We start from the raw sequence: 24,880 nt of genomic DNA on the forward strand, positions 1-24,880 counted from the left end.
GGGAGAACCTAGAATCTCAGTCATGGCACGACTGACCAGGACCGAGAGCCAGGCCCGCACCCGCGCGGACCTCCTGGCCACCGCGCGCGACATGTTCCTGACAGACGGCTACGCCAAGACCAGCCTGGAACGGGTGGCCGAGGAGGCCGGGTACTCCAAGGGCGCGGTCTACTCCAACTTCCGGACCAAGTCGGCGCTCTGCCTCGAGGTGCTCGCCCTCATTCACGAGACCAAATTCGGGGAGGTCAGCGAACTGCTCGCGGGCGAGGACACCCTGGAGACCCGACTCGACCGCTTCCAGGACTGGGCCGAACACACCCTCGGCGACGTCGGCTGGACCATGCTGGAATTCGAGTTCGCCATCGTGGCCCGCGACGACCCGGCATTGCAGGCCGCCCTGGTGTCGAACCTGAGCCTGGTGCGCGGCACGGTCGCGGCGCAATTGCAGGCGCTGGCCGACTCCACGGGCCTGGCGCTGCCGATGCCGGCCGACGACGCCGCCACCGCGGTGCTGAGTCTCGGTCTGGGACTGGGCATTCAGCGCGCCATCGATCCGAGCCTGCCCGCCCGGCTGATCACCGACGCCGTGCGGGCCATGGTGCTGGCTAACGGAAGTGCAGCGTCCATTCGCCGCGATAGTGCAGCCGGGTCACGCTGACCGGCGGAACGTCGATGCGCCAGAACGAATTCGCGGGCGCGTCCAGGGTGACGAGCAGTGCGGCGCGGATCACCGCCGGGTGCGTGATGGCGATGGTCGGCTCACCGTCGAGGGCGATATCGGCGAGCCACTCCCCCGTGCGCTCGATGACGTCGACGACCGCCTCGCCGCCGTGGCCGCGAAAGTTCGGATCGGTGAGCCAGAGGTAGAGGTCCTCCTTGGGGACGGACATGAGCTCACCACCGCGCCACGCCCCCGCGTCGAGGTCGCGTAATCGGTCGTCCTCGTCACCCATCAGGCCCATGAGAGTGGCGGTCTCGACGGTGCGGCGCTCCGGGGCAGTGATGACGCGCGCGGCATGCAGCCGCCCGCACGAGGAGACCGCGCGGCGCCCGGCTTCGGTGAGGGGTTCGTCGACGGGGAATCGTGCCTTGCGCATGGCCTCGGTCATGCCGTGACTGACCAGGTCCAGCCGGAGCACCTTCTGCACGGTCCGAAGCCTACGCGCGGGGCCGGGCACCGCGACGGGATTGCCTGCCCTTCACTCTGCGCCCGCGCCCTGGTTCGCGGGCTCTGTCGGTGGGCGGGTGCAGACTGGGACGATGGATCGGTTCTCGCCCGCGACTCGAGAGTGGTTCGACGGCGCCTTCCCCGCGCCGACGGCCGCTCAGCTGGGGGCCTGGGAATCCATCGCGGCGGGGCAGCACACGCTGGTGATCGCGCCCACCGGGTCCGGCAAGACGCTGTCGGCGTTCCTGTGGGCCATCGACCGGCTGGCCGCCCGGGAACCAGAGCCGGGGCCGCGCAAGACCTCCGTCCTCTATATCTCGCCGTTGAAAGCGCTGGCGGTGGACGTGGAACGGAATCTGCGCGCGCCGCTGGTGGGGATCACGCAGACGGCGAAACGGCTCGGGGTGGCCGCGCCCGAGATCCGGGTGGGGGTGCGGTCGGGTGACACCAGCGCGGCGGATCGCCGGGGCATGCAGCGCACGCCGCCGGACATTCTGATCACCACGCCGGAATCGCTGTTCCTCATGCTGACCTCGGCGGCGCGGGAGACGCTGAGCGGGGTGCACACGGTCATCGTCGACGAGGTGCACGCCATCGCGGGCTCCAAACGCGGTGCCCACCTGGCGCTTTCGCTGGCACGGCTGGATCTGCTGCGTTCGGAGCAGTCGGCACCGGCCGCCCAGCGGATCGGCCTGTCGGCGACGGTGCGGCCACCGGAGGAGGTGGGGCGGTTCCTGGTGGGGAGCGCGCCCATCACCATCGTCGCGCCGCCCGCGCCCAAGACCTTCGACCTGTCGGTACGGGTGCCGGTGGCGGATATGACCGAACCCGATGCGGGAGCGGAGGATTCGGATCAGCCCGGCTCGATCTGGCCGCACGTGGACGAGGCGATCGTGGATCTGGTGCTGGAGCACCGGTCCTCGATCGTGTTCGCGAATTCGCGGCGGCTCTCCGAGCGGCTCACCGCTCGCTTGAACGAGGCGTATTCGGCGCGGATCGGGGAATCGGTGGACACCGAGCACGCGCCGCCCGCGCAGCTGGGGGCGTCCACCGAGGTGATCCACGGCGCGACAACGCTGCTGGCGCGCGCCCACCACGGCTCGGTGAGCAAGGAGCAGCGAGCGCTCATCGAGGACGACCTCAAGACCGGGCGGCTGCGGTGCGTGGTCGCCACCAGCAGCCTCGAACTCGGCATCGACATGGGCGCGGTGGATCTGGTGGTGCAGGTCGAGGCGCCGCCTTCGGTGGCGTCCGGACTGCAGCGGGTCGGCCGGGCCGGGCACCAGGTGGGCGAGATCTCGCGGGGTGTCATCTTCCCCAAGCACCGCACCGACGTCATCCACTGCGCGGTGGCGTCGCAGCGCATGGTGGCCGGGCAGATCGAACAGCTCCAGGTCCCCGCGCATCCCCTCGACATCCTGGCGCAGCAGACGGTCGCGGCCTGCGCGCTGGAGCCCATCGACGCCGACGCCTGGTTCGACACCGTCCGCGGCACCGGAAGCTATGCGGCGCTGCCCCGTTCGGCCTACGAATCGGTGCTGGACCTGCTGGCGGGCCGCTACCCCTCCGACGAGTTCGCCGAGCTGCGGCCCCGCATCGTGTGGGATCGCGACGCCGGGACGCTCACCGGCCGTCCGGGGGCGCAGCGGCTGGCGGTGACCTCCGGCGGCGCGATCCCCGATCGCGGCCTGTTCCCGGTGTTCATGGTCGGCGAAAAGGCTTCCCGGGTCGGCGAACTCGACGAGGAGATGGTCTACGAGTCGCGGGTGGGCGACGTCTTCGCCCTCGGCGCTACGAGCTGGCGCATCGAGGAGATCAGCTTCGACCGGGTACTGGTGACGCCGGCCTTCGGCCAACCCGGGCGTCTCCCCTTCTGGCACGGCGACTCCCTGGGCCGTCCCGCCGAGCTGGGCTCGGCCCTGGGCGAATTCGTGCGACAGGCGGGGCAGGCCGTCGAGCAACACCGCGCGCCCGCTCGAACCGCGGCCGACGGGAAGACGGCGGCCGCAGGAAAGGCCACCGCTCGAAAGGCCACCGCCGCGACGGCCGAAGGGCGTGCGCCCGTCGAATTGGCCCGAGCGCTGACCGAATTCGCCGCGGCCCACGACACCGAGGCGACGGCGGCGGACTCGTCGAGAACCGGTGTCTCGCGAGCACGCGCCTCGAAAGCCGGTGCGACCGGCCGCAAGGCCGCACCGGAGACAGAGCTGGAGCGGGTCTCGCGGGTGGCGGGCCTGGATGCGAACGCGACCGGGAATCTGGTGTCGCTGCTGGCCGAACAGCGGGAGGCGACCGGGCAGTTGCCGACGGACAAGACGCTGGTCGTGGAACGCTTCCGGGATGAGCTGGGCGACTGGCGGGTGGTGTTGCACTCGCCGTACGGGCTGCCGGTGCACGCACCGTGGGCCTTGGCGGTGGGAGCGCGGCTGCGGGAGCGGTTCGGGGTGGATGCCGCGCCCACGCCGTCCGATGACGGGATCGTGGTCCGGCTCCCGGACACCACCGATGATCCGCCCGGCGCGGAACTGTTCGTCTTCGAGACCGACGAGATCGACGACCTGGTCACCGAACAGGTCGGCGGCTCCGCGCTTTTCGCGTCCCGCTTCCGGGAGTGCGCGGCCCGGGCGCTGCTGCTGCCGCGCCGCGACCCCGGCAAACGCGCGCCGCTGTGGCAGCAGCGGCAGCGGGCCGCCCAGCTGCTGGACGTGGCGCGCAAGTTCCCCGAATTCCCGATCCTGTTGGAGACGGTCCGCGAATGCCTGCAGGACGTGTACGACCTGCCGTCGCTGCGGGATCTGCTGGGCCGGGTGGCGCGGCGGCAGATCCGGCTGGTCGAGGTGGAGACCGCCGCCCCGTCGCCGTTCGCGAACTCGCTGCTGTTCGACTACATCGGGCAGTTCATGTACGAGGGCGACAGCCCGCTCGCCGAACGACGCGCGGCCGCCCTGTCCCTGGACTCCAGCCTGCTCGCGGAGCTGCTCGGCCGGGTCGAGCTGCGCGAGCTGCTCGATGCTGCCGTCCTCGAGCAGACCGAGCGGGAGTTGCAGCGGCTCACGCCCGAACGCCATGCCCGGGATATGGAAGGACTCGCGGACCTGCTGCGGCTGCTCGGGCCGTTGACCGCCGCGGAGGCCACCGAGCGGTGCGTGGACGATCCCCGGAAGTGGTTCGCCGACCTCGTGACATCACGCCGCGCACTGGAGGTTTCCTTCGCCGGGTCGCGGTGGTGGGTGGCCATCGAGGACGCGTCCCGCCTTCGTGACGCCCTCGGCGTCCCGCTGCCGATCGGCGTCCCCGCCGCTTTCATCGAGCCTGTCGCCGACCCGCTGGGCGACCTGATCGGCCGCTACGCCCGCACCCACGGACCGTTCACGCTAGCCCAGGCCGCCCACCGTTTCGGTCTCGGTCCGGCCGTGGCGGCGACCGCCCTGCACCGCTTGGCCCTCGAAAAGCGCGTGGTGGAAGGCGAATTCACGCCCGGCGCGGCGGGCACCGAGTGGTGTGACAGCGAAGTCCTGCGCCGCCTCCGCCGCCGCTCCCTGGCCGCCGCCCGCAAGGAGGTGGAACCGGTCGCCACCGCCGCCCTGGGCCGCTTCCTCCCGTCCTGGCAGCACGTCGGCACCGGCGAACTCCGCGGCGTGGACGGCGTCGCGGCCGTGGTGGAACAGCTTGCGGGCGTGCCGATCCCGGCCTCGGCCTGGGAATCCTTGATCCTCCCGCTCCGGGTCCGCGATTACTCCCCCGCCATGCTCGACGAACTCATGGCCACCGGCGAGGTGATCTGGTCCGGCCACGGCTCCATCACCGCCAAGGACGGCTGGATCGCGCTGCACCCCGCCGAGCAAGCGGGCCTGACCCTGCCCCCGCCCGACGACATCGACCTGTCCGACCGGCACATCAGCCTGCTGACGGCCTTGGGCGCCACGGTGATCGGCGGCACCCTGCCCCCGGGCGTCGGCTCGGCCGGCCGTGCCGGTGTGCGCGGTGCGGCGAGCCCGGACAACACCCTACGCGACGACAGGACCACCGCCGCCGGCGCGGGCGACGACGCGTCCGGCCACCGCGACAGCGCGGGTTTCGGCGGTGAGGATTCGGAGCCGGTCGGCGTCGCGCTGCCGCAGGGCGAGTACCAGGTCGTCGCGGGCAGCACCGGGGGCGCGTACTTCTTCCGGCAATTGCTGGACAGCGTCAGCTCCGCGGGCTCGGCCGGTGGCATCGGTCCCCGGGGCGCGAGCGACCGTGCCCCGATCCGTTCCGGCGGCGATGTCGGTCCCGGTGGTGGGTTCGATGCGGCGAGCGGCGTCGAGGAGGCCGCGGTGACGGCGGCGCTGTGGGATCTGGTGTGGGCCGGTCACATCGGCGGCGACACCTTCGCCCCCGTGCGTGCCCTGCTGGCGGGGACCGCTCGCACCACCACCGCGCATCGGACTCCCCGGCGCGCGCCACGCGGCCGGATGTACCTGCCGCGCGGTGGAATGCCGGCGCGCACGTCCTCCCCGCAGGTGGCCGGGCGCTGGTCGTTGCTGCCGGAGCGGGTGGCCGACCCGACCGTTCGCGCGCATACCACCGCGGATGTGCTGCTGGAGCGGTACGGCGTGCTGACTCGGGGTTCGGTGCAGAGCGAAGGGGTGCCGGGCGGGTTCGCGCTCATGTACCGGGTGCTGACCGAGTTCGAGGACCGGGGGCGTTGCCGTCGCGGCTATTTCGTGGATTCGCTGGGCGGTGCGCAGTTCTCGACCACCGATGTGGTCGATCGGTTGCGGTCGTTCGACACCGATCGGAACCGGTCGGTCGGAGATGGCTTCTCGCACGAGCCGGCGGGTAGGGCCGTGGTGCTGGCCTCCTGCGATCCGGCCAATCCCTACGGCGCGGCGCTACCCTGGCCCAAGGCTGCGGCCGAGGGCGCGGGACATCGGCCGGGCCGCAAGGCGGGCGCGCTCGTGGTGCTGGTGGAAGGCGAGCTGGCGCTGTATCTGGAACGCGGCGGCAAGACGTTGCTGACCTTCACCGAGGATCCGGCCGTGCGGACGGCCGCGGCCGCCGCGCTGGCGGGGCTGGTCCACGATCGCCGGGTCGATTCGCTGGTCATCGACCGGGTGAACGGCGAATCGGTACACGGCAACACTTTCGCCGGTTTCCTGGCCGAGGCCGGTTTCGCCGCCACGCCGAAAGGCTTCCGGCTGCGGAGCCGACCATGAGTCGCCTCTCGCACCCGGTTCCGAGGGCCGGGGCGTGGGACCGGCCGGACACCCGCCGACCGCGGTCGGATACACGGTGTGGGACCCCGGTCGCCGTCGCAGCCCGAGCGTCGCGCCCGGCGGTCCCCACCTCGGGGCGCGACGCGCCGTCCTCGGACCGCGTCGGAGTCGGCTGTGCCTGAGGGCGATGCCGTCTTCCACACCGCCGCGCGCCTCCGGAAGGCGCTCGACGGCAAGGTGTTGACGCGCAGCGACTTCCGGGTGCCGCGGTACGCGACCCTGGATCTGCGCGGGCAGCGGGTCGAGAGTGTCGGCACCTACGGCAAGCATTTGTTCGTGCGGACGCCCGAGCTGAGCGTTCACACGCATCTGAAGATGGAGGGTGAGTGGCGGGTGTTCGCGCCCGGGCAGCGGTGGAATCGGCCCGGGTTCACGGCACGGCTGGTGCTGGGCACGGAGGACGCGGAGGCGGTCGGGTTCTCGCTGGGGCTGGTGGAGGTGCTGCGGCGGGGTGAGGAGCACACCGTCACCGACCATCTCGGGCCGGATCTGCTCGGGCCGGAGTGGGATGCCGCCGAGGCGGTGCGCCGGTTGCTGCGGGAGCCCTCGACGCCGATCGGGGTGGCGTTGCTGGATCAGACCAATCTGGCCGGGATCGGCAATATCTACCGGAGTGAGATCTGCTTTCTGCGGCGCGTCCACCCGGTGACGCCGGTGGGTGAGGTCGACGATCTGCCCGGTCTGGTCGAGGAGGCGCATCGGGTGCTGATGCAGGCGGCGCACGAACCGCCTTGGCGAGCATTGGCTTACGGTCGTCAGCGGCGCCCGTGCCGACGCTGCGGCGCCAACCTGGTCGTGCATCTGCTCGGTGACGACGCGCATGCCGATCGGGCCGAACGGGGCGTCTATTTCTGCCCCCGCTGCCAGCTCCCACCGGACAGTTGACCAGCTCGTACCGGGCGGGTGGCCCGGTGCGCACGGTGACGAGCGGGTTTCAATGGCCCCGAAAGGTGTTCCAGGGCTGGGTTTCCGGGCCTAGGGTGGGCGGCATGAAAATCGGAATCCTGGGTACCGGGGCGGTCGGGCGCACCCTGTCGGCGCGGTTGGCAGAGCTGGGACACGATGTGGTGATCGGCACCCGCGATGTGGCCGCCACCGAGGCGCGGTCGGAGGATCCGTTCCCGGCTCCGCTGGCCACCGCGGCGGAGGCGGCCGCGGGCGCGGAATTGATCATCAATGCGACCGCCGGACAGGCCAGCGTGGTCGCATTGGACGGCGCGGGGGCCTCGAATCTGGCGGGCAAGGTGGTGATCGACGTGTCGAACCCCCTGGACTTCTCGGAGGGGTTCCCGCCATTCCTCGCGGTCTGCAATACCGATTCGGTCGGTGAGCGGGTGCAGCGGGCGTTCCCCGAGGCACGGGTGGTGAAGACGCTCAATACCGTGACCGCCGAGGTGATGGTGCATCCGGAGCGGGTGGCGAGCGGCGACCACACCATCTTCCTGTCCGGCGACGATGCCGCCGCCAAGGGCGTCGTCACCGATCTGCTGCGCGAGTTCGGCTGGGACGACATCGTCGATCTGGGCGACATCACCACCGCCCGCGGCACCGAGATGATGCTGCCGCTGTGGGTGCGGCTCATGGGCGCGCTGGGCACCACGGAGTTCAACTACAAGCTGGTGCGCTGAACGGCGAACCCGGCGCCGCGGAATCCGTGGCGCCGGTTCGTCCGGCCGGGCTCAGACCGACTCGTGCTGGTTGATCGGCACCGGGTCGAGCACTTCCCGCCGCGCCTCGGGCGCCTCCGAGCGCAGCGCGTCGGCGGAGGCGTCGTCGGGCTGGGTCTGGGATTCGATCTCGGCCCGCACCCGGGCCTGGTACACGCTCACCTCGCGTTCGATATCGGCCTCGGACCAGCCGAGCACCGGGGCCACCAGCCGCGCCACCTCGTCGGCGGAATCCACGCCGCGGTGGGCGTATTCGATACTGATTCGGGTGCGCCGGGCCAGGATGTCGTCCAGGTGCAGGGCGGCTTCGGCGGCGGCCGCGTAGACGGCTTCGACCCGCAGGTAGCCGGGTGAGTCGGTGATCGGTTGCAGCAGATCGGGTTTCCCGGCGGCGAGCCCGAGCACCTCGTCGATGAGGGAGCCGTACCGGTTGAGCAGGTGCTGGATCCGGTACGGGTGGACGCCGTACTTCTCGGCCAGGTGCGGGGTCTGGTTCATCAGCGCGTGGTAGCCGTCGGCGCCGAGCAGCGGCACCTTCTCGGTGATGGTGGGCGACACCCGGCGCGGAATGTCCTGTGCCGCTTCGTCGACGGCGTCGTAGGCCATATTGCGGTAGGTGGTGTACTTGCCGCCCGCGATGGCGACCAGGCCGGGCGCGATGCGGGCGACGGCGTGTTCACGGGAGAGTTTGGAGGTCTGGTCGCTCTCCCCGGCCAGCAGCGGCCGCAGGCCCGCGTACACGCCGGTGATGTCGGCGTGGGTGAGCGGCGTGACCAGCACCGAGTTGATGCGTTCGAGCAGGTAGTCGATATCGGATTTGGTGGCGGCGGGATGCGCGAGGTCGAGGTTCCAGTCGGTGTCGGTGGTGCCGATGATCCAGTGGTCGGTGCTCCAGGCGATGACGAAGAGCACGGACTTCTCGGTGCGAAGGATGATGGAGGTGTCGCTGGCGATGCGGTCGCGCGGCACCACGATGTGCACACCCTTGGACGCTCGCACATGGAATCGCCCTCGTTGCTTCGCGAGGGCCTGGATTTCGTCGGTCCAGACTCCGGTGGCATTGATGACGACGCTGCCGTGCACCTCGGCGGTGCGCCCGTCCTCGCTGTCGCGCACCTTGACTCCGACGACCCGGTCGGCCTCCTTGAGGAAGCCGACCACCTGGGTGGAGGTGCGAATGACCGCGCCGTAGTGGGCGGCGGTGCGGGCCACGGTCATGGTGTGGCGGGCGTCGTCGACGACGGTGTCGTAGTAGTTGACGCCGCCGGTGAGGGCGTCCCGTTTCAGGCCGGGCGCCTGGCGCAGGGCCGCGGACCGGGTCAGATGATGCTGTCCGGGAACCGATTTCGCGCCGCCCATGGTGTCGTAGAGGACGAGACCGGCGGTGACATAGGGGCGTTCCCAGCCGAGGTGGGTGAGCGGGTAGAGGAATTTGAGCGGCTTGACCAGGTGCGGCGCGAGGGTGGACAGCGCCAGTTCGCGCTCCTTCAGCGCCTCGCGGACCAGCCCGAATTCCATCATCTCCAGGTAGCGCAGGCCGCCGTGGAACATCTTCGAGGACCGGCTGGAGGTGCCGGACGCCAGGTCGCGGGCCTCGACCAGGGCGACTTCCAGCCCCCGGGTGGCCGCGTCCAGGGCGATGCCCGCGCCGACCACGCCGCCGCCGATCACGATGACGTCGAAGGTGTCCTTGCCGAGCTGTCCCCACGCAGCTTCGCGCTGCTCGGGGCCGAGGAACTGCGATCGCGGTTGATTCGTCATACGGAGACTCCTCCGGGCTAATTTTCGGCTACCCAGCGCTACCGTAGCCCACACTAGCCCGGCGGCCGGACCGTCGTCGGTTAGCCTCGATCAATGCGTCGCTATGTGGCCGCCATCGATCAGGGCACGACGTCGAGTCGTTGCATCGTCTTCGATCAGCAGGGCCGAATCGCCGGAGTCGCCCAGCGGGAACACGAGCAGATCTTCCCGAAACCCGGATGGGTCGAGCACGATGCCGAATCCATCTGGCGCAATACCGAATCCGTGATCGCCGAGGCCCTGCAGTCCTGTGGAATCGGGGCGTCGGACGTGGCGGCCGCCGGGGTCACCAATCAGCGCGAGACCACCGTGGTGTGGGAACGCGCCACCGGCAAGCCGATCCACCACGCCATCGTCTGGCAGGACACCCGCACCGCCGACCTGACCACCCTGCTGGCCGGCGACCAGGGCCCGAACCGGTACGCCGACCGCACCGGACTGCCGCTGTCCACCTACTTCGCCGGACCCAAGCTGCGCTGGATCCTGGACACCGTGCCGGGCGCCCGGCCGCGCGCGGAGTCCGGGGAACTGTGCTTCGGCACCATGGACAGCTGGATCCTGTGGAACCTGACCGGCGAGCACGTCACCGACGTCACCAATGCCTCGCGCACCATGCTGATGGATCTGCGCACGCTGCGCTGGGACCCGCAGATCTGCGCCGAGTTCGACATCCCGTTGGCCATGCTGCCCGAGATCCGCAGCAGCTCCGAGGTTTACGCGCCCATCACCTCCGGCGCGCTGGCCGGGGTCCCGGTGGCGGGCATTCTCGGCGACCAGCAGGCCGCCACCTTCGGCCAGGCCTGCCTGTCCCCCGGCGACACCAAGAACACCTACGGCACCGGCAATTTCATGCTGATGAACACCGGCACCACCCCGGTGTTCAGTGAGCACGGCCTGCTCACCACGGTCTGCTATCAGCTGGGCGACCAGCCCGCCGTGTACGCGCTGGAGGGCTCCATCGCCGTCACCGGTTCGCTGGTGCAGTGGCTGCGCGACAATCTCGGCATCATCTCCTCGGCCGAGGAGATCGAACCGCTGGCCCGCACTGTGGCCGACAATGGCGGCGCGTACGTGGTGCCCGCCTTCTCCGGCCTGTTCGCCCCGCGCTGGCGGCCGGACGCGCGCGGCGTGGTGGCGGGCCTGACCCGCTTCGTGAACAAGGGCCATCTGGCGCGAGCGGTGCTGGAGGCCACGGCTTTCCAGACCCGCGAGGTCATCGACGCCATGCGCGCCGACGCCGACGCGCAGCGCCTGGACGTCGAGAAGGTGACCCTGAAGGTGGACGGCGGCATGGTCGCCAACGAACTGCTCATGCAGTTCCAGTCCGACATCCTGGACGCCACGGTGGTGCGCCCGGTGGTCACCGAGACCACGGCGCTGGGCGCGGCCTACGCGGCGGGCCTGGCCGTCGGCTACTGGTCCTCCACCGACGACATCCGGGCCAACTGGGCCGAGGACAAGCGCTGGACCCCGAACATGCCGGCCGCCGACCGCGAGCACCTGCTGCACGAGTGGAACAAGGCGGTGGAGCGCACCTACGACTGGGCGTGAGCCGCCGCCAGCCGATCGATCGCCTGCTCGAGGGTGGCTTCCCCGGAGGTGGTGAAGCACAGGCGCATCGAGCGGGTGTAGTCGGTGGAGACGGCGAAGGCGTTGCCGGGCACGTAGGCGACGCCCGCGTCCAGGGCGCGCGGCAGCAGGGCGGCGGTGTCGGTGCCGTCGGTGAAGTCGACCCAGACGAACATGCCGCCGGAGGCGTCGGTGCTGACCACGCGGTCCCCGAAGCGGGACCGCACCGCGCCGACCAGCGCCTTGGCCCGGGCGCCGTACACCTGGCGCACCGAATCCACGTGGGCGGCAAGCCAATCGGTGTCGGCGAGCAGGTCGGCGGCGATCTGCTGGGTGAGGGCCGAACCGCACAGGTCCGCACCCTGCTTGAGCAGCTCCACCGCGCGGCAGACCTGGGTCGGCGCGATCATCCAGCCCGCGCGCAGCGTGGGGGCCAGGATCTTGGACGCGCTGGACAGGCGAATCACGTTGGGTGAGTAGGTCGCGACCGGCGCGGGTGAGGGCCGATCGAACCAGAGTTCGCCGTACGGGTCGTCCTCGATGATCCAGAAGCCGTACCGCTCGGCCAGCTCCGCCAGCTCGCGGCGGCGCTCCGGGACCAGGGTGACTCCGCCCGGATTGTGGAAGTTGCTGACCGTGTGCACCACGGCGGGCCGCTCACCGGCGTCCAGGAGCTCGCGCAGAGCGTCGACGCGCATGCCCTCGGCATCCAGGGGAACAGCCTCGATTCGAGCTCCGGCGGCCCGGAAGACCTGCAGCGCGCCGACATATGCGGGATCCTCGACCACCACGAGCGCGCCCGGATCCAGCAGCACCTCCGACAGCAGCGACAGCGCCTGCTGCGAGCCGTGGGTCACGAAGATCTCCTCGACCGGCACCGGGCGGCCCAGCCGGGCGGACTCACGGACGGCCAGCACCTCACGCAGCGGACCCCAGCCGGGCGACTCGGTGTACTGCAACCGGGCGCGGTCGGACAGGGCGGCGTCGGCGGCCGCGGCGATGCGGTCGCGGGGCATGAGTTCGGCGTCGGGCAGACCTCCGGCCAAGCTGATGATGTCCGCGCGCGAGGTGAGTTTGAGCAGGTCACGGATCGCCGAGCTCTGCAGGCCGTCGAGCCGCCGCGCGAGGGGCGGGAAGGTCGCGGACATGAACCACCTCCGAGGGAACGCCGGGGTATGCGAAACTCCACCATGTCACACGGCGACCAGGATATGAAATCCATTTCCCGCATAGTGAGATGCGGGAATCAGCCGCCGCGTTTGTCGATGAAGAAGATCAGGTGCTTGCCCTCCCGGACGACGGTGACGACCCGCTGCGGATACACCTGTGTGATGCCGTCAACACCGTGCTCGGTGACGTCGACGTCGTAGGTCTCGGGACCGATCTCCACGATCCGCAGGCAGTACGAGGTGCCCGCGGCCACCTGATCGATGCCCTGCTGCTGAATGACCTCGGCGGGCGAGACGGTCGCCGAGTCGGGCGCGACGAACGTGCGCGCCTTCACACCGCTGCGGTCGGTGTAGAAGGCGTGCTGGAAGCCGAGGATCGCGTCCACGCCGCTGCCGGTGCCGCCCGCGCCGTTGCCGATGGTGAGCTTGCCGTCCCGCTTGGCCGGGCAGCTCAGCGCCGCCACCGTGGGCGAGGGCTTGCCGGTGGTGACCCCGGCCGTCGGAGCGGTGTCGGCGCCGCCCCGGGTCAGCGCGAAGGTGACGCCGCCGGCCACCGCGAGCACCGTCACCGCCGCGCCCGCGATCAGCCCGATCTTGCGCCACGACCGCGGCTCGGGTTCCGGTTTACGTTGCGGGGCAGTGATTTTCGGTGCGAGCGCCTTGGCGATCGGATCGTCGGCCCAGGACAGCGACTCCTCCGGCCCGGCGGCCGATTCCGCCGGCGGCGCGGGCGGGAATCCACTGGGCGCGGACCGCCACCAGGAGTCGGCGGACCCGTCGGCCTCGGCCGGGGCCGAATTCCGTTCCGCGGCCACCGAATCGGCCTCGGGGATCCTGGTCGTCCGCTCCACGTCCACGGCGGCCGATTGCGGCCCGCCAGGCGGGATCTTGACAGTCTCTTCGATGTCGGGGGTAGCGGGAACCTGCGCCACGGGGTTCACGGCCGGATACTGGCCCGTGGACGGTCCGGGCACGGCCGGATACTGCCCGGTGGTGGGCTGCCACGCGTCGGGGGCCCGATACTGCGGCGGCGCGCCCGCGGGGCGCCAGGCCAGATCGGGACTCTGCGGACCCGGGACCGGGCTCCAGCTCGGGCCGTCGGCGACCGGGGCCGGGCCGAAATCGTTGAGGGACGGCCCGAAATCATTGAGCGAGGGCCCGAACTCGGACTCCGGCGCTCCCCCCTCGGATGCCTGACGGTCCGCGGATTCGTCCCTGCCCGAAACCATCACCCGTCCTTTCGCCACAGACGCGTGGGGCGGTCGCTACCGACCGCCCCACGCGACGACACTGCTTCTACCGGCACCGTTCCCGGTGTTTCGAACGGCCGGTCAGTACTGGACCGAACCACCCGTCTGCGCGGTCACGCCACCGATGTCGATCGACTGCGACGGCCGCTCGCCTTCGGGGAGCCTACCAATCTGGGCCACCGCCTCGAGCACTGTGGCGCCGCCCGGGAGCAGGCGGATGAAGTTCTCGGCATTGGCCTTCGCGGCATTGGCCGCGGCCGTGTCCAGCACGAACTCGACCTTCTGGTCGTTGTCCGGGCCGCTGCCCGCGAACGCCGCCACCTTGATCTGGTTGACCGTGGTGAAGTCCAACGACATGCCGGCCTCGCCCAGCCCGCCCGGCGTGGTGTAGCCGATGGTGCCGACGTAGCCGTCCAGGTTGCTGAAGTGGTGGGTATTGGCGGCCCAGCCCGGCAGCACCGCGCCGCCGTCGAGGTTGACGCCGAGCTCGGAGTGCGGGCCGGCCATGGCGACCACCGGGGCGGCCGGAGCCGCGTCCACCGCGGGCGACTGCCACTGCGGCTTCGCCTGCGGGGTGACCGTCTGCGGGCCGGTCATGGTGTCGGCGTCCGGGTTCTGCGCCGGGGTGGTGACCGCCGGGTCCGCGCTGCGGTCGTTCGGCTTGACCGGCTGGGTGCCCGGCTGCGCCGGCACGGTGGTGCCCGGCTGGGTCGACGGCGGGGTGGCCGCGTCCTGCTGCGGGGTGACGACCGCGGGCTGGGCCGGGGTCGACTGGCCCGGCACCGGCAGCGGCGCCACGCGCGGCACGGTCACGCCCGGCTGCGACGGGCGCACCGACTTCGGCTGACCCGGGTTGGTGCCCGCGGGCTGCGCGCTCGGATCGTTCTTGGGAGCGTTGGCATCCGGCTTCGGGGCGTTCGCATCCGGCTTGGGCGCGTTGGCGTCCGGCTTCGGGGTGTTGGTGCCGTCGGGCTGGGTCGCGCCCTGCGGCTGACCCGAATCCGGCTTGTCCGCACCGTTGTCCGGCGCGGAGTTGTTCGGCGTGGTGGGTGTGGTGACGCCCGGCTGGCTCTGCTGCGGCTTGGTGGTGCCCGGCTGCGTCTTCTCCGGCTTGGGCGCGGGAACCGACTGTGCCTTCGGGTCCGGGGTGGGAGTGTCGGTGGGCGGCTGGGCGCCGTCGGGCTGCTGCTGGTCGGCAGGTACGGCGCCCGGGTCGGCAGGGGCGGCACTGGCGGGCGCGGACAGCAGCGACACCACCGCGGCCGCACCGGCCAGTGTCAGGGAGGTGCTCGCCTTGATCCGACTCGGCTTGCGGTGCTTCACGTTTCGCTCAATTCCTTCGTCCCTCGGCGGCACGATCAGCCTGGGCATCGAAGAGCACCGAACGGAGGGAAACGATCACCCCCGATACGTAACACTCGCGACCGCCCTGCCGATCGCTTCCGCCGCGAACTTAATCACAAGGGAGACAAGGCAGCAAGACGGGCCGCTGCAAAGGGGTGCGAAACACTGTGCGGCTAGTCCAGATCGTCGTGCCGCATGAGCTGCCGCGCGGCCTCGGTGACCGATCCGGTGAGGGAGGGATACACCGAGAAGGTCTGCGCCAGATCGTTCACCGTGAGGTTGTTCTGCACCGCCAGCGCGATCGGCAGGATCAACTCCGACGCGATCGGCGCGACCACCACGCCGCCGATCACCACACCGGTGGCGGGACGGCAGAAGATCTTCACGAAACCCCGTCGCAGGCCCGACATCTTGGCTCGCGGATTGGTGTTCAGCGGCAGCATGACCGTGCGCGCGGGGACCTCGCCCTCGTCGATGGCGGTCTGCGCGACGCCGACCGTCGCGATCTCCGGGCGCGTGAACACCGCGGAGGCAACGGTCTTCAGGCGAATGGGCTGCACGCCCTCGCCCAGCGCGTGATACATGGCGATGCGGCCCTGCATGGCGGCCACCGAGGCCAGCGGCAGCAGGCCCGTGCAGTCGCCGGCGGCGTACACGCCCGGCGCGGTGGTCCGCGACACCCGGTCCACGCGCAGGAAACCACCCTTGTCGAGTTCGATGCCGAGCCGATCCAGGCCCAGCCCGTTGGTGTTCGGGACCGAACCGACCGTCATGAGCGCGTGGGTGCCGGTGACCGTACGACCGTCGGACAGCTTCACCACGATGCCCTCGGCGGTGCGCTCCACCGCGTCCGCGCGGGCATGCTTGACCAGCTCCACACCGCGCTCGGCGAGCGCCTCCTCCAGCACCAGCGCGGCGTCGGCGTCCTCACCGGGCAGCACGCGGTCGCGGCTGGAGACCACCTTCACCTGTACGCCCATCTCGGTATAGGCGGAGACGAATTCGGCGCCGGTGACACCGGAACCCACGACCACCAGGGTCTCGGGCAGATCCTTGAGGTCGTAGAGCTGACGCCAGTTCAGGATTCGCTCACCGTCGGGCTCCGCGCCGGGCAGCACGCGCGGGCTGGCGCCGGTCGCGATCAGCACCACCTCGGCCTCGATGACCCGCTGCTGACCATCCTCGAGGGTGGCCTTCACCAGGTGGGTGGCCAGCCCGGGGGCCTGATCGATGAGTTCGCCGTAGCCGGACAGCACGGTCACGCCCGCGGTCATCAGCTTGGCGCGGATATCGGAGGACTGCGCCTGCGCGAGCGCCTTCACCCGGGAGTTCACCTCGGCGAGACGCACCTGCGCCTGCGAGGGATGCACGGTGATGCCCAGGTCCCGGGCGCGGCGCAGATCGGTGCGCACGCCGGTGGAGGCGATGAAGGTCTTGGACGGCACGCAATCCCACAGCACGCACGCGCCGCCGATGCCGTCACTGTCGATCAGCGTGACCGGCGCGCCGTGTTGTGCCGCTACCAGTGCCGCCTCATAACCGGCGGGACCGCCACCGATGATCGCAATGCGGGTCATTGTTCCTCCGCTCGAGCTCCGGCCCCGGGATCTCCGATGCCGGTCCTTAACGTTATCCGCCCAGCTCCGTGCCGCTATCACCGCATCTCCAGATGATTTTGTCACTGTGGCGCATCCCATTCGTGAACGTCGGCCGTCATGGCCGGAGAGTCGCGCGAACCCGATGCGGCAGCCCGGTGAATCACGTCCGAACGGCAGTTTTACGCAATCCGGCGATCGCGCGGCAATCGGTCATTCGGGGACGAACCGCCTTGTGATCGGGATCAGGGGAGCCTTAGGGCGAATGTTCGATAGGCTCTTATGGTGCCGATTTACGCCGCCTACGGGTCCAACATGGATCCCGAGCAGATGCTCAAGCGCTGTCCGCACTCCCCTGTGTACGGAACCGGCTGGCTGGAAGGGTGGCGACTCACCTTCGCCGGGGACGACATCGGCTGGGAGGGACCGCTGGCGACGGTGGTCGAAGAGCCCGGGCAACGCGTCTTCGTAGTCCTCTACGACGTGCCCGACGACGACGAGCTCAGCCTCGACCGCTGGGAGGGTTCGGACTTCGGTATCCACAAGAAGATCCGCCTGCGCGTCACCACGAATCAGGGCCCCACGCCCACACCGGTCCTGGCCTGGCTCTACGTCCTGGACGCCTACGAGGGCGGCCTGCCGTCCGCGCGCTACATCGGCGTCATCTCCGACGCCGCGGAGAAGGCGGGCGCGCCAGGCGATTACGTGCACGCGCTACGCACCCGCAACAGCAAGAACGTGGGCCCCGGCACCTTCGGGATGTGAGTGTCCGATCGGGCGCCGCGCGCCGTGCCGGAAGATTCGGCGCGGCAGCGGTGTTGCGGGAACCGGAACGATCTTCGAACCGTCGAAAGAGGAAGCCGATGCCCGCCACGCCCGTCCCCGCCCCGATCGCCGAATTCCTGGCCCGCCCCAACCCGGCCGTCTTCGCCTCCAACCGCCCGGACGGGCAGCCGGTGTCGGTCGCCACCTGGTACCTGTACGAGAACGGCCGAATCCTGGTGAACCTGGCCGACTTCCGCAAGCGCCTGGACTACCTGCGCGAGGACCCGCGGATCACGCTGACCGTGCTGGAAGGCGACAACTGGTACAGCCACGTCAGCATCCAGGGCCGCATCGTCTCCATCGAGAACGACCCGGACTCCTCGGTCATCGACCGCATCGCCGAGCACTACACCGGCGGCCAGTACCCGGTCCGCGATCAGAAGCGCGTCTCGGTCTGGGTCGAGATCGACCGCTGGCACGCCTGGGGCGACATCGCCGCCAAGGCCGCGTAAACCCGGCCGTGCCCGGTCACGGCAGTCTCCGAACATGAAGCCGGGCCGCACTTTTCAGTGCGGCCCGGCTTCAGCGTTTCGGCAACGCCCGAGGTCAGCGGGCGTTCAGCACGATGTTGGTGAACACCCGGACACCCGCCGCGAGCGCGCGCTCGTCGATGTCGAAGGTCGGCTGGTGCAGGTCGAGCTGCTCCCCCGAACCGGACCAGACGCCGAGCCGGGCCATCGCGCCGGGCACCTCCTCCAGGTACCAGGAGAAGTCCTCGCCGCCGCCGGACTGCTGGGTGTCGGCCAGCCCGTCCGGGCCCAGGCCGCGGATCGCGTCCTCGAACATGCGCACGGCCTGCTCGTCGTTCACCACCGGCGGCACGCCGCGCTTGTAGTTGAGCTGGTAGCGCACGCCGGTCGGGGCGAGCAGCCCCTCCACGATCTCGCGGACCATGGGCTCGAGCAGGGACCAGGTGGCGTGATCGCCGGTGCGGACGGTGCCGGTCAGCATGCCGGTCTGCGGAATCGCGTTGGGCGCCTTGCCCGCCGACACCGCGCCCCACACCATGACGGTGCTGGTGCGCGGGTCGATGCGACGCGAGAGCAGGCCGGGCAGGCCGGTGATGACGGTGCCCATGGCGTAGACCAGGTCGCTGGTCAGGTGCGGGCGGGAGGTGTGGCCGCCGGGGGAATCGAGCACCAGCTCGACGGTGTCGGCGGCCGAGGTGATGGCGCCGGTCCGGATGCCGACCCGGCCCACCTCCAGTCGCGGGTCGCAGTGCAGCGCGAACATGCGCGAGACGTCTTCCATGGCGCCCGCGGCGACCATGTCGACGGCGCCGCCGGGCATGACCTCCTCGGCGTGCTGGAACACCAGCCGCACGCCGACCGGTAGGTCCTCGATCTCGGCCAGCGCGAGCGCGGTGCCGAGCAGGATCGTGGTGTGCGCGTCGTGCCCGCAGGCGTGCGAGACGCCCGGCACGGTGGAGGCGAACGGCAGGCCCGTGTACTCCTGCAGCGGCAGCGCGTCCATGTCGGCGCGCAGGCCGATGCGCGGGCCGTCCGGGCCGATGTCACAGATCAGGCCGGTGCCGCTGGGTAGTTTGCGGGGTTCGAGACCGGCCTTGACCAGCCAGGATTCCACGAATTCGGTGGTGGCGAACTCGGTTCGGGACAGTTCCGGGTTGGCGTGGATGTGGCGGCGCCACGCAATCAGGTCGTCCATGTGCTCGGCGAGCCAGGACTCCACCGCCTCGTGCCCGGAAACCGGTTCGCCCGCGCCGCCCGCCGGCGGCTGCGTGGTCACGCACGACGCCGCGAGTGGCCCGTTGACTCGCGCGGCGTACATCGGGGCGCTCGCGGGGCCCTGAGTGGTCGCGCGAGCTGCCGCCTCCGGGCCTGACGCTCCCGCCCGGGACCGGCCGGTTGTGCTCACCGAATGTCCTCCTGTCGCTGAAACTGCCGTTGACCGACTCTCTCCGACAACCTGTCCCTGTGCATTTTGTCGCCTGCGATATGTATCGCCGTGCGGGCCAACGCCGTTGCCCCGTCCAGCACCGCACGGTCGGCCGAGGCGTTGACCGCGGCCGCCGCGAAGGCGGGCTGATGGGTCACCGCGCCTCCGGCATCGATGCCGATGACCGGGTGAATACCGGCGATGACGTTGGTGACGTTGCCCATATCGGTACTGCCCAGCGGCCGTGCCGCCTCGAATTCCGGGGCGATGGGCTCGCGGCCGAGCGCGGTTATCTGCTCGCGATAGGCACACAGTAGTGCGCTATCGGGAGTGAGCTCGGTATATGTCGGCGCGAGCTTCCGGATTTCGTGGGTGCATCCGGTCGCCAGGGCACCTGCCTCGAAACAAGCCGATGCTCGTTGCATCAGATCGTCGAGGGTCGCGGAGTCGACCGCACGTAGGTAATACAGCAGTTCCGCGTGACCGGGCACGATATTGGGGGCGACGCCGCCCGACCCGACTATACCGTGCAGCTGTTGCCCGGGGAGGAGATGCTGGCGCAGCAAACCCAAAGCAACTTGCGCGACGGTGACGGCGTCGAGCGCGTTCCGCCCGTATTGGGGCGCCGCGCTGGCATGCGATTCGCGGCCGCTGTAGACCACCGAGAGGTCGGCGAGGGCCAGCGAATGCGCGCCGGCGATGTCCTCCGGGCCGGGGTGCACCATCATGGCCATGGCCAGGTCGTCGAACACGCCGCGGTCCAGCATGAGCACCTTGCCGCCGCCCGACTCCTCGGCCGGGGTGCCCAGCACCTTCACGGTGATGTCGCAGGCGTCGGCGACGGCGGCCAGCCCGAGCGCCGCGCCCACCGCGGACGCGGCGATGATGTTGTGCCCGCAGGCGTGACCGATTTCGGGCAAAGCGTCATATTCGGCGCAAATACCCACAACGAGTTCGCCGCTGCCGAATTCCGCGGTGAATGCGGTCGGCAGATCCGCCACCCCCGATTCGATGCGGAATCCGCGTTCGCGCAGCGGCTCGATCGTCTTGGCGACACTCCGGAATTCCTCGAACGCCAATTCGGGCTCGGAGTGGATGTCGTGCGAGAGCGCGATCAGCTGATCGCGGTAGCCGGCGATCGCGGCATCGGCCGCGGCCAGCAACGCCGGATCGGCCGATGCCACAGCCGGACGATGCGACGGCGATACGGACGTCTCGGGACGTCCGATCGGTGCGCAGGATCTCCGGTCATCGCCGTTGCGCGATGGTGACATCCCAACAGTCTCGCACTGCCGCGCAACTCTGTCGCAGCAGGTAAGCCGGAAAATCTCCGGTGTAGGCGGTCGGCTACGGGTTGAACGCCAGGTTCTCGGGGGTGGTCTCCACCGCCAGCCCGGCCAGCGCCACCTGATGCAGGGCCTTCTTGATGACCGGCAGGTTCGGCTTGCGGTTGCCCTTGAGCTGGTCCGCGCGGGCGATGGCGGTGGCCAGCAACGACTCAGCGTCCGCCTTGGCGTCCACGATTCCGGCCGCGAGGGCGTCATCCGCGCCATAGCGGCGGCCCGTGGTCATGGCCTCCACCGCGACCTGGTTGATCAGGCGGTTGGTGAGCAGCGCGTTCATCGCGACCGTGAACGGCATGCCCAGATTCACCTCGGGCAGGCACCAGAAACCGCGGTCGGCGCGCATGACGCGGAAGTCGCAGGAGGTGGCGAGCATGGCGCCCGCGCCGAAGGCGTGCCCGTTCACCGCGGCCACGGTCGGCATGCCGAAGGTCAGCAGCCGGGAGTACAGCGAGTGCACGCGGTCCAGATACCAGCAGTTCTTGTCGAAGTTGCCGAACAGCCAGTCGGTGTCGAGGCCGTTGGAGAAGAACTTGCCGTTGGCGGTGACCACCAGCGCGGCCGGGCCCTCGGACGCCTCGACCTCGTCGAGCAGCGCGTGGACCTCGGTGATCCAGTCCGGGTGGAAACGGTTCTCGCTGTCGATGGTCTGACCCTCGGTACCGAGGAACAGCACGAACACATCCCCGTCACGCTTCAAATACGCCATGCGTGCAGCGTAGCGGGGGCTCACGGCGATACCTACCCATGGGTAGCAATAACCGGCGGGACACAAAAAAGCCGGATAAATGGAATGAAAACGGCAGGTCGGCAGCGCGTACGCGCGCGAGAGATCGCCTGGGACTAGGGTGGGCGACATGCTAGCCGAGAAGGCCATGGGCGGGGTTTCCGAACTAGCCGCCGCAGCCATTGCCGAACGAACGGGAGTGCAGCAGCATCGCGTCGCCGTGGTGCTGGGATCGGGCTGGCAGGAGGCTGCCGCCGAGATCGGCGAACCATCCACATCCATCCCCATGGCCGAGGTGCCGGGGTTCGGATCGCCCACAGCGCAGGGACATCAGGGCACCATCCATTCGGTCACCGTCGGCGACTCGCCCGTGCTACTGCTCATGGGCCGCCAGCACCTCTACGAGGGATACGAGCCGAGCAAGGTCGTTCACAATGTGCGCACCGCGCTGGCCGCCGGTGCGCAGACCGTGCTGCTCACCAATGCGGCGGGCGGCATTCGCGACGGGCTGTCGGTCGGCGAACCGGTGCTGATCAGCGACCACATCAATCTCACCGGCCGCACCCCCATCGAGGGCGCGAACTTCGTCGACCTGGTCGACGCCTGGGATCCCGAATTGCGCGCGCTGGCAAAGGAAATCGACCCCAGCCTCACCGAGGGCGTGTACGCGGGGCTGACCGGGCCGCAGTACGAGACCCCCGCCGAGATCCGCATGCTGCGCACCATCGGCGCGGACCTGGTCGGCATGTCCACCGTGCTCGAGGCCATCGCCTGCCGCGAGGGCGGGGCCAAGGTGCTCGGCATCTCGCTGGTCACCAACCTGGCGGCGGGCGTCACCGGACAGCACCTCTCGCACGCCGAAGTCCTGGCCGGAGGCCACGCCGCCGCACCGAGATTGGGCAAGCTGCTGCGCGGCGTGCTGGAACGCCTCTAGGCGCGCGGGCATGCTGCGTTTCGGAACCGCCGGGCTGCGCGGTCCCCTCCAGGACGGCCCGGACGGCATGAACATCGACACCGTCACCCGGGCGTCGGCGGGCATCGTCGCGTGGCTGCGCGACCGCTGTCTCGGCGGCGGGATCGTCATCGTCGGCCGCGACGCCCGGCACGGCTCGGACGAATTCGCCACCGCGGCGGCGGAAGTCTTCGCCGCGGCCGGATTCTCCGTGCTCGCGCTCCCCCACCCGGCGCCGACCCCGGTGGTCGCGTTCGCGGTGCGGGAGCTGAAAGCCGTTGCGGGCGTGCAGATCACCGCCTCGCACAATCCGGCCACCGATAACGGCTACAAGGTCTACCTCGACGGCGGCTCACAAATCGTCCCGCCCGCCGACACCGAGATCGAACGCTGCATCGACGCGATCCACGGCCACATCCCCCGCACCGACCCCGACCCGACCGCCCCGGCCCCCGACCGGCTCGCACTGCCCGAGGGCACCCCGCCGGACGCGATGGGCGCGGAGATTGTCCGCCGGTACCTGGCCCGGGTCACCCGATTGCCCCGCCTCATCGGCGGCGACGCACCACTCAGCATCGAGGACATCGAGGCGACCGCCGACGATCCCGCCGCGGCCGCGCGAGATATCCGGCGGCGCGGCGATATCCGGATCGTGTTGACCCCCATGCACGGCGTGGGCGGGGAGCTGGGCGTCGCCGCGCTGCGGGGCGCCGGGTTCGACGAAGTATTGGTGGTCGCGGAACAGTTCGCGCCGGACCCGGACTTCCCGACCGTGACGTTCCCGAATCCCGAGGAGCCGGGGGCGGCGGATCTGCTGCTCGATCTGGGCGAAAGGCTCGACGCGGACCTCGCCATCGCACTGGACCCGGACGCGGATCGGTGTGCGCTCGGCGTGCGCGGGCCGGATGGCTGGCGGATGCTGCGCGGCGACGAAACCGGGGTGCTGCTGGGCGATTTCGTGCTGCGGACCGCCGCCCCGGACGCCCTGGTCGCCACCACCATCGTGTCCTCACGGCTGCTGAGCAAGATCGCCGCCGCTCGTGGAGCGCGGTACGCCGAGACGCTGACCGGGTTCAAGTGGCTGGCCCGCGCGGGCGAGGGGCTCGTCTACGCCTACGAGGAGGCGATCGGGCACTGCGTCGATCCGTCCGCCGTGCGCGACAAGGACGGCATCTCGGCCGCGGTGCTCGCCGCCGATCTGGTCGCCCAGCTGAAGGCGCAGGGCCGCACCGTGCTCGACGTCCTCGACGAGTACGCGGTCGAGTTCGGTGTCCACGCCGGCGACCAGGTGTCGCTGCGCCTGGCCGATGCGGCGGCCGCCGCGGACGTCGTGGCGCGATTGCGGGAGACACCCCCGAGCGAGATCGCCGGGGAACCCGTGACCTGCACCGACATGGCACAGCTCCGGGGCCGGATGCGTACCGACGCACTGGTTTTCGAGGCGGACTCGTTCCGGGTGGTGGTGCGCCCGTCCGGCACCGAGCCCAAGCTCAAGTGCTACCTGGAAGCGTTCGAACCGGTGGCGGGGCCGGATGCGCTCGACGACGCGAAAGCCGTGGCCGCGCAGCGGCTCGCCGAACTCCGCAAGTACTTCCAGCAGCTCTGAGCCGCGACCACTTCCGGAGCCGCACCCCGGGAGTGGTTCGGCGCGGCCCGGGAGTGGTTCAACGCGGCCCGAACTGGCGGTCCCCCGCATCGCCGAGACCGGGCACGATGTAGGCGTCGGAGTTGAGGCCACGGTCCACCGAGGCGGTGACCAGCAGCACGGCGTGACCCGACTTCTCCAGCGCCTCAATGCCTTCGGGCGCGGCCACCACACACACCACGGTGATGTCGCGAGCCTTGCGGGTGGCCAGCAGATCCAGTGTGTACACCATGGATCCGCCGGTCGCCAGCATCGGATCCAGCACCATCACCGGCGTGGTCGACAGGTCCTCCGGCAGCGACTCCATGTACGGCGTCGGCTGATGCGTCTCCTCGTCCCGGGCCAGCCCCACGAACCCGATCCGCGCGTCCGGAATCAGATTCTCCGCCGTCTCCACCATCCCCAGCCCGGCCCGCAGCACCGGCACCAGCAGCGGCGGCGCGTTCAATCGTGTCCCCTCCGCCGCGGCCACCGGCGTGGCGATGGGAAACCGCTCGACCGGCGCGTCCCGCATCGCCTCGTAGACCAGAATCCCCGTCAAATCCCGTAGCGCCGCCCGGAAGGTCGGATTGGTCGTCCGAGCTTCTCGCATGGTGGTCAGCAACGCGGCCGCCAGCGGATGGTCCACAACGAGTGTGCGCATAGGAAAACCATAGGTCAGCATTCGCCCTG

At 70.3% G+C, this 24,880-nt stretch carries 19 protein-coding genes; 9 read left to right on the forward strand and 10 right to left on the reverse strand.

Annotation, left to right across the window (positions count from 1 at the left end; all coding sequences use genetic code 11):
• Nucleotides 1-22 precede the first annotated feature (22 nt).
• Entirely contained in the window at nt 23-658 is a 636-nt protein-coding gene (locus ABZ412_RS18760) for a TetR/AcrR family transcriptional regulator (RefSeq protein WP_357282163.1), read from the forward strand.
• On the opposite strand, the gene ABZ412_RS18765 is transcribed toward ABZ412_RS18760, so the two are convergent.
• Nucleotides 606-1,148 carry a histidine phosphatase family protein gene (locus tag ABZ412_RS18765; RefSeq protein ID WP_357282165.1) on the reverse strand — a complete coding sequence of 181 codons (543 nt, stop codon included), beginning with the start codon at nt 1,146-1,148 and terminating at the stop codon, nt 606-608. The genes ABZ412_RS18760 and ABZ412_RS18765 overlap by 53 nt on opposite strands.
• Nucleotides 1,149-1,260: 112 nt before the next feature.
• Here ABZ412_RS18765 and ABZ412_RS18770 point away from each other — a divergent pair, with 112 nt between their 5' ends.
• The 3 genes from ABZ412_RS18770 to ABZ412_RS18780 all read left to right on the forward strand — a co-directional run bounded on the left by ABZ412_RS18770 (nt 1,261) and on the right by ABZ412_RS18780 (nt 8,054).
• The gene (locus tag ABZ412_RS18770) at nt 1,261-6,366 is read left to right on the forward strand and encodes an ATP-dependent helicase (RefSeq protein ID WP_357282166.1); all 5,106 of its coding nucleotides are present in this window, start codon (nt 1,261-1,263) and stop codon (nt 6,364-6,366) included.
• Between the two features lie 174 nt (nt 6,367-6,540).
• Nucleotides 6,541-7,311: a DNA-formamidopyrimidine glycosylase family protein gene (locus tag ABZ412_RS18775; protein ID WP_357282168.1), complete on the forward strand. Its 771-nt coding sequence runs from the start codon at nt 6,541-6,543 to the stop codon at nt 7,309-7,311.
• A 104-nt stretch (nt 7,312-7,415) separates the two neighbouring features.
• Nucleotides 7,416-8,054 (forward strand): NAD(P)-binding domain-containing protein, encoded by a 639-nt coding sequence (locus ABZ412_RS18780; RefSeq protein WP_357282170.1) that lies wholly within the window; start codon nt 7,416-7,418, stop codon nt 8,052-8,054.
• Between the two features lie 51 nt (nt 8,055-8,105).
• On the opposite strand, the gene glpD is transcribed toward ABZ412_RS18780, so the two are convergent.
• Nucleotides 8,106-9,854 (reverse strand): glycerol-3-phosphate dehydrogenase, encoded by a 1,749-nt coding sequence (gene glpD, locus ABZ412_RS18785; protein WP_357282171.1) that lies wholly within the window; start codon nt 9,852-9,854, stop codon nt 8,106-8,108.
• 93 nt (nt 9,855-9,947) lie between these two features.
• Between glpD and glpK the strand changes: the two genes are divergently transcribed.
• A complete protein-coding gene (gene glpK / locus ABZ412_RS18790) occupies nt 9,948-11,444 on the forward strand; it encodes a glycerol kinase GlpK (protein WP_357282173.1) in 1,497 nt (498 codons plus the stop codon).
• Here glpK and ABZ412_RS18795 read toward each other — a convergent pair.
• The 4 genes from ABZ412_RS18795 to ABZ412_RS18810 all read right to left on the reverse strand — a co-directional run bounded on the left by ABZ412_RS18795 (nt 11,429) and on the right by ABZ412_RS18810 (nt 16,802).
• Nucleotides 11,429-12,610 (reverse strand): PLP-dependent aminotransferase family protein, encoded by a 1,182-nt coding sequence (locus ABZ412_RS18795; protein ID WP_357282174.1) that lies wholly within the window; start codon nt 12,608-12,610, stop codon nt 11,429-11,431. The genes glpK and ABZ412_RS18795 overlap by 16 nt on opposite strands.
• Nucleotides 12,611-12,708: 98 nt before the next feature.
• Nucleotides 12,709-13,860 (reverse strand): hypothetical protein, encoded by a 1,152-nt coding sequence (locus tag ABZ412_RS18800; protein ID WP_357282175.1) that lies wholly within the window; start codon nt 13,858-13,860, stop codon nt 12,709-12,711.
• A 102-nt stretch (nt 13,861-13,962) separates the two neighbouring features.
• Nucleotides 13,963-15,204, reverse strand: coding sequence for a hypothetical protein (locus tag ABZ412_RS18805; RefSeq protein ID WP_357282177.1), 1,242 nt, complete (start codon nt 15,202-15,204; stop codon nt 13,963-13,965).
• A 194-nt stretch (nt 15,205-15,398) separates the two neighbouring features.
• Nucleotides 15,399-16,802 (reverse strand): NAD(P)H-quinone dehydrogenase, encoded by a 1,404-nt coding sequence (locus ABZ412_RS18810; protein ID WP_357282178.1) that lies wholly within the window; start codon nt 16,800-16,802, stop codon nt 15,399-15,401.
• A 303-nt stretch (nt 16,803-17,105) separates the two neighbouring features.
• Here ABZ412_RS18810 and ABZ412_RS18815 point away from each other — a divergent pair, with 303 nt between their 5' ends.
• Together ABZ412_RS18815 and ABZ412_RS18820 are read left to right on the forward strand one after the other, a co-directional pair.
• The gene (locus tag ABZ412_RS18815) at nt 17,106-17,585 is read left to right on the forward strand and encodes a gamma-glutamylcyclotransferase (protein ID WP_357282179.1); all 480 of its coding nucleotides are present in this window, start codon (nt 17,106-17,108) and stop codon (nt 17,583-17,585) included.
• Nucleotides 17,586-17,683: 98 nt separating this feature from the next.
• On the forward strand, nt 17,684-18,097 hold the full coding sequence (locus ABZ412_RS18820; protein ID WP_357282180.1) for a PPOX class F420-dependent oxidoreductase: 414 nt from the start codon (nt 17,684-17,686) through the stop codon (nt 18,095-18,097).
• A gap of 94 nt (nt 18,098-18,191) precedes the next feature.
• Here ABZ412_RS18820 and ABZ412_RS18825 read toward each other — a convergent pair whose 3' ends face one another.
• From ABZ412_RS18825 to ABZ412_RS18835, 3 genes are all read right to left on the reverse strand, one after another.
• Nucleotides 18,192-19,310 carry a M20 family metallopeptidase gene (locus ABZ412_RS18825; RefSeq protein WP_357282383.1) on the reverse strand — a complete coding sequence of 373 codons (1,119 nt, stop codon included), beginning with the start codon at nt 19,308-19,310 and terminating at the stop codon, nt 18,192-18,194.
• A gap of 206 nt (nt 19,311-19,516) precedes the next feature.
• Nucleotides 19,517-20,725: a M20 family metallopeptidase gene (locus ABZ412_RS18830; RefSeq protein ID WP_357282181.1), complete on the reverse strand. Its 1,209-nt coding sequence runs from the start codon at nt 20,723-20,725 to the stop codon at nt 19,517-19,519.
• A 163-nt stretch (nt 20,726-20,888) separates the two neighbouring features.
• Nucleotides 20,889-21,593, reverse strand: a complete 705-nt coding sequence (locus tag ABZ412_RS18835; RefSeq protein WP_357282183.1) for an enoyl-CoA hydratase/isomerase family protein — start codon at nt 21,591-21,593, stop codon at nt 20,889-20,891.
• A 148-nt stretch (nt 21,594-21,741) separates the two neighbouring features.
• Here ABZ412_RS18835 and ABZ412_RS18840 point away from each other — a divergent pair, with 148 nt between their 5' ends.
• Nucleotides 21,742-22,545 carry a purine-nucleoside phosphorylase gene (locus ABZ412_RS18840; RefSeq protein ID WP_357282185.1) on the forward strand — a complete coding sequence of 268 codons (804 nt, stop codon included), beginning with the start codon at nt 21,742-21,744 and terminating at the stop codon, nt 22,543-22,545.
• Between the two features lie 10 nt (nt 22,546-22,555).
• Entirely contained in the window at nt 22,556-24,169 is a 1,614-nt protein-coding gene (locus ABZ412_RS18845) for a phospho-sugar mutase (RefSeq protein ID WP_357282186.1), read from the forward strand.
• 58 nt (nt 24,170-24,227) lie between these two features.
• Here the strand turns inward: ABZ412_RS18845 and upp are convergent, their stop codons facing one another.
• Nucleotides 24,228-24,851 carry a uracil phosphoribosyltransferase gene (gene upp, locus ABZ412_RS18850; protein ID WP_357282187.1) on the reverse strand — a complete coding sequence of 208 codons (624 nt, stop codon included), beginning with the start codon at nt 24,849-24,851 and terminating at the stop codon, nt 24,228-24,230.
• Nucleotides 24,852-24,880: the final 29 nt, after the last annotated feature.

The organism is Nocardia sp. NPDC005746 (assembly GCF_040630785.1).
In the GTDB taxonomy this organism is placed as follows: Bacteria; Actinomycetota; Actinomycetes; order Mycobacteriales; family Mycobacteriaceae; genus Nocardia.

What these genes read in the sequence shown, in the direction of transcription:
- ABZ412_RS18760 (WP_357282163.1), top strand. Translation starts at nt 23, where the DNA reads ATGGCACGACTGACCAGGACCGAGAGCCAGGCCCGCACCCGCGCGGAC.
- ABZ412_RS18770 (WP_357282166.1), top strand. Translation starts at nt 1,261, where the DNA reads ATGGATCGGTTCTCGCCCGCGACTCGAGAGTGGTTCGACGGCGCCTTC.
- ABZ412_RS18780 (WP_357282170.1), top strand. Translation starts at nt 7,416, where the DNA reads ATGAAAATCGGAATCCTGGGTACCGGGGCGGTCGGGCGCACCCTGTCG.
- glpD (WP_357282171.1), bottom strand. Translation starts at nt 9,854, where the DNA reads ATGACGAATCAACCGCGATCGCAGTTCCTCGGCCCCGAGCAGCGCGAA.
- glpK (WP_357282173.1), top strand. Translation starts at nt 9,948, where the DNA reads ATGCGTCGCTATGTGGCCGCCATCGATCAGGGCACGACGTCGAGTCGT.
- ABZ412_RS18795 (WP_357282174.1), bottom strand. Translation starts at nt 12,610, where the DNA reads ATGTCCGCGACCTTCCCGCCCCTCGCGCGGCGGCTCGACGGCCTGCAG.
- ABZ412_RS18800 (WP_357282175.1), bottom strand. Translation starts at nt 13,860, where the DNA reads ATGGTTTCGGGCAGGGACGAATCCGCGGACCGTCAGGCATCCGAGGGG.
- ABZ412_RS18810 (WP_357282178.1), bottom strand. Translation starts at nt 16,802, where the DNA reads ATGACCCGCATTGCGATCATCGGTGGCGGTCCCGCCGGTTATGAGGCG.
- ABZ412_RS18820 (WP_357282180.1), top strand. Translation starts at nt 17,684, where the DNA reads ATGCCCGCCACGCCCGTCCCCGCCCCGATCGCCGAATTCCTGGCCCGC.
- ABZ412_RS18825 (WP_357282383.1), bottom strand. Translation starts at nt 19,310, where the DNA reads ATGGACGACCTGATTGCGTGGCGCCGCCACATCCACGCCAACCCGGAA.
- ABZ412_RS18835 (WP_357282183.1), bottom strand. Translation starts at nt 21,593, where the DNA reads ATGGCGTATTTGAAGCGTGACGGGGATGTGTTCGTGCTGTTCCTCGGT.
- ABZ412_RS18840 (WP_357282185.1), top strand. Translation starts at nt 21,742, where the DNA reads ATGCTAGCCGAGAAGGCCATGGGCGGGGTTTCCGAACTAGCCGCCGCA.
- ABZ412_RS18845 (WP_357282186.1), top strand. Translation starts at nt 22,556, where the DNA reads ATGCTGCGTTTCGGAACCGCCGGGCTGCGCGGTCCCCTCCAGGACGGC.
- upp (WP_357282187.1), bottom strand. Translation starts at nt 24,851, where the DNA reads ATGCGCACACTCGTTGTGGACCATCCGCTGGCGGCCGCGTTGCTGACC.